General features: G+C 34.1%; 5 protein-coding genes. All 5 read left to right on the plus strand.

From position 1 onward, the window contains the following. Positions 1-474: 474 nt before the first annotated feature. On the plus strand, positions 475-3873 hold the full coding sequence (locus HN894_07405) for a glycosyl hydrolase family 38 (protein ID MBT7143151.1): 3399 nt from the start codon (positions 475-477) through the stop codon (positions 3871-3873). Between the two features lie 31 nt (positions 3874-3904). Beyond that, the gene (locus HN894_07410) at positions 3905-4753 is read left to right on the plus strand and encodes an endonuclease/exonuclease/phosphatase family protein (protein ID MBT7143152.1); all 849 of its coding nucleotides are present in this window, start codon (positions 3905-3907) and stop codon (positions 4751-4753) included. Positions 4754-4955: 202 nt separating this feature from the next. Further along, positions 4956-5426 carry a PIN domain protein gene (locus tag HN894_07415; protein MBT7143153.1) on the plus strand — a complete coding sequence of 157 codons (471 nt, stop codon included), beginning with the start codon at positions 4956-4958 and terminating at the stop codon, positions 5424-5426. Beyond that, positions 5416-5556, plus strand: a complete 141-nt coding sequence (locus HN894_07420) for a hypothetical protein (protein ID MBT7143154.1) — start codon at positions 5416-5418, stop codon at positions 5554-5556. Before HN894_07415 ends, HN894_07420 begins: the two co-directional genes overlap by 11 nt. Before the next feature lie 129 nt (positions 5557-5685). After that, positions 5686-8277, plus strand: coding sequence for a glycoside hydrolase family 2 protein (locus tag HN894_07425; protein MBT7143155.1), 2592 nt, complete (start codon positions 5686-5688; stop codon positions 8275-8277). Positions 8278-8818: the final 541 nt, after the last annotated feature.

Consider the following 8818-nt stretch of genomic DNA (forward strand, 5'->3'; position numbering starts at 1 on the left):
ATTTTAGAAGGTCTCATATATCATCCCTACGGGATTTTTCGCCTTATCTTCATTTTCCCCGAATTGACATTCGGGGCTAGCAAGATGTCATCCCTATGGGATTTTGATGAGGATATCTTAGAGCGACTAATTCTACTTTAAGACTTTAGATTTCGCACCTTTGGTGCTATTTGAGCTTATCAAAACACCAAAGGTGTGTAATCAATAGCCAAGTCTGTAAGGTGGGGTGAACGAAATCGGAATATTTAAAAATGTATATACATTCAAATTAATATATGAACTTTTTAAAAAAAGCTCCAAAGGAGCGAAATATAAAAGTTTATGGTGTAGCCCTACGAATTTGGTCGTATTAAGAATCAAGCCCCGATTTTTTTGTTAATCCAATAAAAAAAATATTGATATTTGAGAATTGATATATTTTTATGGATTTTATATTAAATGGTTGAAATTTAATTTATTGCAAAAATTTTTATTATGAAAAAAATTATTAGCGTTCTATTTTTTTTACAAATACTAATTCATCTTTGTTTTGCTCAGGCTAATGAACAAAAGTTTTTTCAGGGTTATGTGAAGGAGCTTAGTGGTTTTACTTTGAATTACCATTCACCTTTGCCGGACGTTAAATCTTCTTTGTTGATTAGGGCAAGAAAGGATTACGCTCCCATTGAATGGGAAACAGAAATTGTTCCTAAAAATTTCAATCAGAAATTTGCATCATTTGTTTGGATGTATGGAATTGATACAGATGCAAAAAAATACAATTTCGATTTATTCGTAAACGGAGAAAAATATTTTAACTTTTCAAATCCGGCAAGCAATGATAAATCGGAGTGGAGCATAGATGGAAAAGATGGTGCCAAGCTGACTTTCAACTACACAATGATTGACAAATACAAAGACCAAATGGGATTTGCAACAGTAAAACTGCCAAAATCTGCTATAGTTTTAGGAAAGCCGGTGATTATCAAAATTGAAGCAGAAGATGGCGGAAGCAATATTTGGTATATGACTTTCAAAGCAAATATTCAAGAAGAAATCAACATTTTACAAGAAAATGTTATAATGAAAAAAAATCAAAAACTGTATCAAGTTGTTAGATTTGATTTTACACATCTTGGAGAAGAAGCCTCTGCAAGGGTTTCAGTAGATAAGTACAAAGAAGAAATAATTTTAAAGCCGGGGCATAATTCACTAAAATTAATGCTCCCAAAAAAAGAGCATACTACTGAATATTTAGCTACAATTAAAATTGGCAACAAACCGGAGTTTGAGCGAAAATTTGAACTTCATCCTGTAAAAGAATGGACAATTTATTTTGTACAGCACACACATACCGATATTGGTTACACTCGCCCACAAACAGAAATTTTACCCGAGCATTTACGATACATCGATTATGCTTTAGATTTTTGCGATTTGACGGATACTTATCCGGACGATGCAAAATTCCGCTGGACTTGCGAAGCTTCATGGGCTGTTCGCGAATATTTGAAAAGCAGGCCCAAGCAACAAATAGATCGTTTTATAAAACGAGTAAATGAGGGTAGGATAGAGATTACCGGCATGTTTTTTAATTATTCAGAAATTGTTGATGAAACTTGCCTTGCAGCTCAAACAAGAACATTGGCTCAATTCAAAAATAAAGGTTTGAATGTTACCACAGCTATGCAAAACGATGTGAACGGAATTGGCTGGTGTCTGGCCGACTATTTTCAGGGAACTGGCGTAAAGTATCTGATTATGGGGCAACATGGACATCGTGCAAGAATTCCGTTTGACAAACCTACGGCTTTTTGGTGGGAATCTCCATCAGGAAAAAGATTGCTAGCATTCCGATCCGAGCATTATATGTACGGAAATACTTTAGGCTTGACATCGGGTGATATTCAGGTTTTTAGCAGAAATCTAACAAGATACCTAAGTAAACTTGAAGCATTAGATTATCCATTTTTGCATACTTCTATTCAGTTTTCGGGCTACATCACAGATAATGCTCCGCCTTCGACCATTGCTTGCGATTTGGTTAAAGAGTGGAACGAAAACTACGAATGGCCTAAACTAAAAATTGCTGTAGCAAATGAGTTTATGAATTATCTTGAAGAAAATCATTCAGAGAATTTAGAAGTTCATAAAGTGGCATGGCCCGATTGGTGGACAGATGGTGCCGGTTCTGCCATGAACGAAACCAAAGCTGTACGAACTACTCATGCTGATATGATTGCAAATACGGGCTTATTTTCGATAGCTAAAATTATTGGAGCAGAGCTTCCAGAAAATTTGGAAAATGATATTTCCGCGGTGCAAGATGCGATATTGTTTTACGATGAACATACTTATGGAGCAGCAGAAAGTATTAGCGATCCTTTGGCAGAAAATTCTGTAATTCAATGGAATCAAAAGTCGTCATATGCTTGGGAAGCTGTGAAAAAATCGAGAATGCTTCGCGAGAAAGCCATGGGTTATATTCAAGCTTATATTAAAAAATCGAGGGTTCCTTCAATTGCAATTTTCAATACCTTAAATTGGGAACGCTCGGGATTAGTTGAAGTTTATATCGATCACGAAATTTTGCCAAATAATAAAGAATTCAAAATAACAGATATTCATGGAAAAGAAATGGTAAGTCAGGCTTTTGAAAGTCGCAGCGATGGCACATATTGGGGAATTTGGGCGGAAAATATTCCAGCAATGGGATATAAAATATTTGAAATTCATGTTAGCGAAAAAAATAGAATTGCCGATAAATTTCAAAAATTTGATAATGTTTTTGAAAATGAATTCTACAAATTAGAATTTGATATAGAAAATAACTTGATAAGCAGTCTTTTCGATAAGCAGTTGCAAAAAGAATTGTTGGATAAAAGTGATACTATGAAAATGGGGCAATTCATTTATGAGACCTTAGAAAATCGTCATCAAATGGAACGATTTACTTACAATAAAACTGATACTATTTACCAGCCATTGCAAGGGACAAAATATAATATGACAAATATTAAAATTTTGCATATTGCTGATGGTGCTGTTTGGAAAAGTTTGTTCCTTCATGGAGACATTCCTTTGTGTGCCGATAGTAGGGGTGTGGAAATGGAAATTCGTTTGTTCAATCAAGAAAAAAGAATAGAATTTCTTTATGGTATGCACAAGTTTGCAGTAACTACACCGGAAGCTGTGTATGTTGCTTTTCCATTTTATCTCAATGAAAGCAAAATATTTTTTGAAGCTCAGGGCGGAATGGTTTCACCAGGAGTAAATCAATTGGAAGGTACGGCTTCCGACTGGAACACTATTCAGAATTTTGCTGCCGTTAGAAACAATAACTCACAAATAGTTTTTGGTAGCAACGATATTCCTTTAGTTCAATTTGGAGCAATAAACACAGGCAAATATTATTACAAGCACATACCCGAAAGTTCACATATTTATTCATGGGTTTTAAATAATTATTGGACAACAAATTTCAAAGCCGCTCAGGAAGGCGAGATGAAATGGAAGTATTATATAAGCTCGTCAGATGATAATTCTAATGGTTTTGCTACACGTTTTGCATGGGCACAGCGGATTCCGCTTCTAACGAGGGTGCTTCCTGCCGGAAAAGAAAGTCTTGAAAAACGTTCTCAATCGCTACTCGATATTGATTTGTCAAATGTTATTTTAATCAATGCAAAACCTTCTGATGATGTATTGGGGCTTGTTCTTCACTTGCGTGAAACAAATGGCGAAAATGCAATTATTGATGTAGATAAATTGTTGAAATTGAATGATTATGCTAATGTTTTGGAAGTAAATGTTTTAGAGGAAGAAATCGCTAAGCTGAAAAAGAGTATTAAATTAGAACCTTTTGAAACAAAATTTTTAAAGTTGAAAAAATAGTTTTGGTAAAAAAATCTTTAAAAGCAAACAAATGAAGAAATTAGTACTTTTAAGTTTTGTCTTTTTAACAAGCTGTTTAACAGCGGGTTGGCTGTTTGGGCAAAGCTATAAAATAATGTCTTATAATATCAGATACGACAATTCTTGGGATAGCCTGAATAGTTGGGAAATCAGGAAAACAAAAGTTGCTGAACTCATAAATTTTCACAATCCCTGCATTTTTGGAATTCAAGAAGGATTATTTAATCAGCTTCAGTTTTTAGATAGCTGCCTTGTGAATTACAAATATTTTGGTATAGGCAGGGAAGACGGAATAAATAAAGGCGAATTTTGTGCAATATTTTTCGATAAAAGTAAATTTCAGATTTTAGAGCAATCTACTTTTTGGTTGTCGGAAACGCCTGATACAGTTTCGGTTGGCTGGGATGCTGCTCTCGAAAGAATTTGTACTTTCGGACTTTTTGAGGATAAAATCAACAACAATAAATTTTGGGTTTTTAATACGCATTTCGACCATCAGGGTAGCTATGCTCGTGATAAATCAGCTTTATTAATCATTGAAAGAATTAAAGAATTGAATACAGAAAATTTGCCGGTAGTCTTGATGGGAGATATAAATTCCTTGCCTGGCTCTGCCCCAATCCAAAATTTAGAAACTTTTTTGACCGATGCCTTAAAGATTTCGGAGAAACCATTTTATGGTCCTATAGGAACATTTAACGGTTTTGATGCAAATAAAATAATATTGGAAAGAATTGATTATTTTTTCACTAACAAATTTAAGATATTGTCATATTCTCATATCGACGACAGATTGAATGACAATAAATTTATTTCCGACCATTTACCGGTTTTTGTAATTGTTGAAACTGGTGGTTGAAATTACAAAATATCTGAAAGGGACTACTAAAAATAGCAAATTTCAAGGCCTGCGAAATTTCAAAACGGCAGTTTAATATTATAAATGCAATCTGTTGAGCATGTCGAGACAAGGATTTTAATCCCGAAAGCTATCTTGAGAAACGACTAAGAAATTTGCAATTTTAGAAGTTACCTATATTAAAAAAGCCTAACTTTGTATCATGAAAACTATTTATGTTGACACATCTGTTTTTGGTGGGAAGTTTGATTATGAATTTAAACTGTGGACTGATTTGTTTTTTGAGAAAGTAATTCAGTCAGATATTAAATTAATATACTCGGATGTTGCGGAAGAAGAATTGACTAATGCCCCTTTTGAAGTAAAAAGTTTTGTTCAATCAATACCAAAAAAAAATATTCTGCGAACCAAATTAACAGAAGAAGCTGTTTTACTTGCTGAAAAATATCTATATGAAAAAGTCGTTGGCAAATCAAGTCGTGCTGATTGCTATCATATAGCTATTGCTACAATTTTGAAAGCTGACCTTTTAGTAAGTTGGAATTTTAAACATATTGTGAATATTCAAAAAATAAATGGATATAATGCTGTGAACTTGAAAAGTGGTTACAAAACTATTGAAATAAGAAACCCAAGAGAAATATTTGACTATGAAAACGAAGATGAAAAGTAATTATGACTGTGTAGGAGCAGTGCGAAAGGAAAGAGAAAGAATTGCGAGAGAGACACAAGGCAAGTCTCCAAATGAAATAATTGAGTATTTTAGCAGTAAAAGAAAAAGAACTGCAAACAAACAGGTATGAATGTATATTCTTTTTTTTTGATAAGTGGAAAACTTGATATATTTCCTTCGATTTGATTTTATTATTTTGTTTATTTTCACACACTGTTAGTTACATTATTTATATTTTTCATTTTTAATTTAGCATCATATGAGTACTAAGTTTGTAAATGTTATTAGTTTATTTGGCATAGCTCTTTTACTTTTTTCCTGTCAAAAAAATCGGCAAAAGCAAGTTTCCTTAAATATTGAAAGTGAATGGATGTTTCGTGCAGTTGACGACAACGAATGGCTGACAGCAAAAGTTCCCGGCAGTGTGCATACCGACCTCCTGAAAAATGGAATTATTGATGATCCTTTTTACAGGCTCAACGAACTTGAGGTTCAATGGATTGACAAAAAAGATTGGGAATACAAAACCACTTTTACGGTAGATAGGAATATTCTTGAAAGCAATAATGTTGAATTGAATTTCAAAGGTTTAGATACCTACGCAAATGTTTTTCTGAACGATAGATTTATTCTGAAAGCAGACAATATGTTCATCAACTGGCTTGTGAATGTTAAAGATTTTTTGGTGGAAGGTGAAAATACTTTGAGAATAGTTTTTGAATCGCCAATAAAAATTGGTCTTGAAAAGCGGGAAAAGCTTGCTTATCTTTTACCCGGAGCAGAAAACGACCAATCGGAGCGGGGAGGAGTAGGAGATAAAAAAACATGTGTTTTTACTCGGAAAGCCCAGTATCATTTTGGCTGGGATTGGGGTCCTCGATTAGTTAGCATTGGAATTTGGCAAGAAATTGAATTAAGAACCTGGAATAAAACCAAACTCATAGATGTGAATATTATTCAGGAAGAAATTTTGGCCGAGAAAGCAAAACTTTTATCAAAAATAGAAATTGAAGCAAGTGAAAACTACGATGCGGAAATTGTTGGTTTTGTAGATAAAATTAAAACTTTCGAGCAAAATATTTCTTTAAAAAAGGGTCAAAACAATTTTGAAATTCCTTTAGATGTTGAAAATCCTGAACTTTGGTGGACCAATGGGCTTGGAAATCAGAAACTTTACGAAATTGAAATTCAGTTGAAAAGTAATTCTGGAATTTTATCCACAAAAACTCAAAATATTGGTTTACGAACTATTGAAATAATTCAAAAACCCGACAGCATAGGTAAAAGTTTCTATTTCGAACTAAATGGCGAGCCGGTTTTTATGAAAGGAGCAAATTATATTCCTCAGGATATTTTCTTGTCGAGAGTCAGCGATGAAGATTATGAAAACTTGATAAAATCTGCTGTGGATGCAAATTTCAACATGCTTAGAGTTTGGGGTGGGGGAGTTTATGAGAAGGATATTTTTTACGATTTGTGCGACAAATACGGCATTTTGCTTTGGCAGGATTTTATGTTTGCTTGTGCGATGTATCCGGGCAATCCTGAATTTTTAGAAAATGTAAAAAAGGAGGCTATTCAAAATGTTAGGCGTTTGCGAAATCACCCTTCAATTGCTCTTTGGTGCGGAAACAACGAAATACTCTCGGCCTGGAATCGCTGGGGTTGGAAACCGAATGTGCTTGAAAATCAGGGGCAAAACATAGTCGATACAGTTTGGAAAGCTTACGACGATATTTTTCATAAAATTTTACCGGAAGTTGTAAATGAGTACGATTCACAAAATTTGTATTGGTCATCTTCGCCAAGTGCCGGTTTTGGTGAGCTCGAAAATGGAAAGTTCGGCGACAATCATTATTGGGGAGTTTGGTGGGCAAAAAAGCCTTTTGCTGAATATAAGGAGGAAATTCCTCGTTTTATGTCGGAGTATGGTTTTCAGTCGTTTCCCGAACTAAATTCTGTAAAAAAATATGCTCTCGAAAGCGATTGGGATATAAATTCGGAAGTTATGAAATCGCACCAACGTTCAAGTATTGGCAATATTACTATTGAAGAGTATATGAAGCGTGATTATAAATACCCAAAGGATTTTCCTATGTTTCTTTATCTAAATCATGTTCTTCAGGCCGAAGGTATAAAAATGGCAATTGAAGCTCACCGACGAAATATGCCCTACTGCATGGGCTCATTATATTGGCAGATAAACGATTGCTGGCCTGTAGCTTCCTGGTCGGGGATAGATAGTTATGGAAATTGGAAGGCTATGCACTATTTTGTAAAAAAGGCTTTTAGCGATATTTTGGTTTCGCCTGATATAGAGGACGATAGATTAAATATTTTTGTAGTTTCCGACAAGCTTAAAAATGTTGAAGCGAAACTTCGACTTTCGATAATCGATTTCGATGGAAATATTTTGTTCGAAAAGAAAAATGAAATTTCTATTGAGAAAAATAGCTCGAAAATTTATTACGAGGCAGAGTTAGAGCAATTACTCAGCGAAATGAACAAAGAAAGTATTTTGCTACAGTCACAAATTTTAGATTCGCAAAATATGTTTCTATCCGAAAATGTTCTCTATTTCGGAGCAATAAAAGACCTGAAATTGCCAAATCCTAAAATTCAGCATACAATAGAAATTTGCGAAGGAGGATTTATTTTAAAACTTTCAACAGATAAACTTGCCAAGAACATATATTTGCGAGCCAACGAAACCGAAGGCAGATTTTCTGATAATTATTTTGACTTGCTGCCAAAGCAAAAAATTCAAATTGAGTTCAGCACCAAAGAAAATATTAGCTTAGAAACATTTGCTGACAGTTTAGAAATATTTTCGTTAGTGGATAGTTATTGAAGGAAAGCGGAGTTCGGAAACTTCGCATAGCTGGGTCATTCCTACGGAATTTTTTAAAAATGTGTTTCGTTTTCCTCCGATTTCCATCTGAGGAAAACAATGCCAGTAGCTAAAAAATTCCACAGGAATGACCTTGAAGGAAATTGTTCAACATTAAATATTCAACTTTCAACTTACTCATACATTTCCGTAGTACCTGAATAAAAAATCCTATAAGCCTTATATCCATAAGGCCAGATAGTTAAGAGATATTTGTTGCAAGTTGGGTTAAATATTTGGTCGTTTATCCGTGCCACCGCTTGGAGCGGTGGTACGGGTAAAGTCATAACAAAAAAAAATGAACAATTAATGTTTTTGAACTTCTTACAAAAAAGCCCCAAAGTAAAAAACAATGGGGCTTTTAGTTTGAAGTAACAAATATACTATTTCACCAAACTCATACATTTGGTTTCAAAATAGTTAGAATTTTCTCCTATAACTTTTATTGTATAGAAGTATGCACCGGCAGAAAGTCCGCTTGCATCAAATTTTACTGTATAAC

This window comes from Bacteroidota bacterium, from assembly GCA_018692315.1.
GTDB lineage: Bacteria > Bacteroidota > Bacteroidia > Bacteroidales > JABHKC01 > JABHKC01.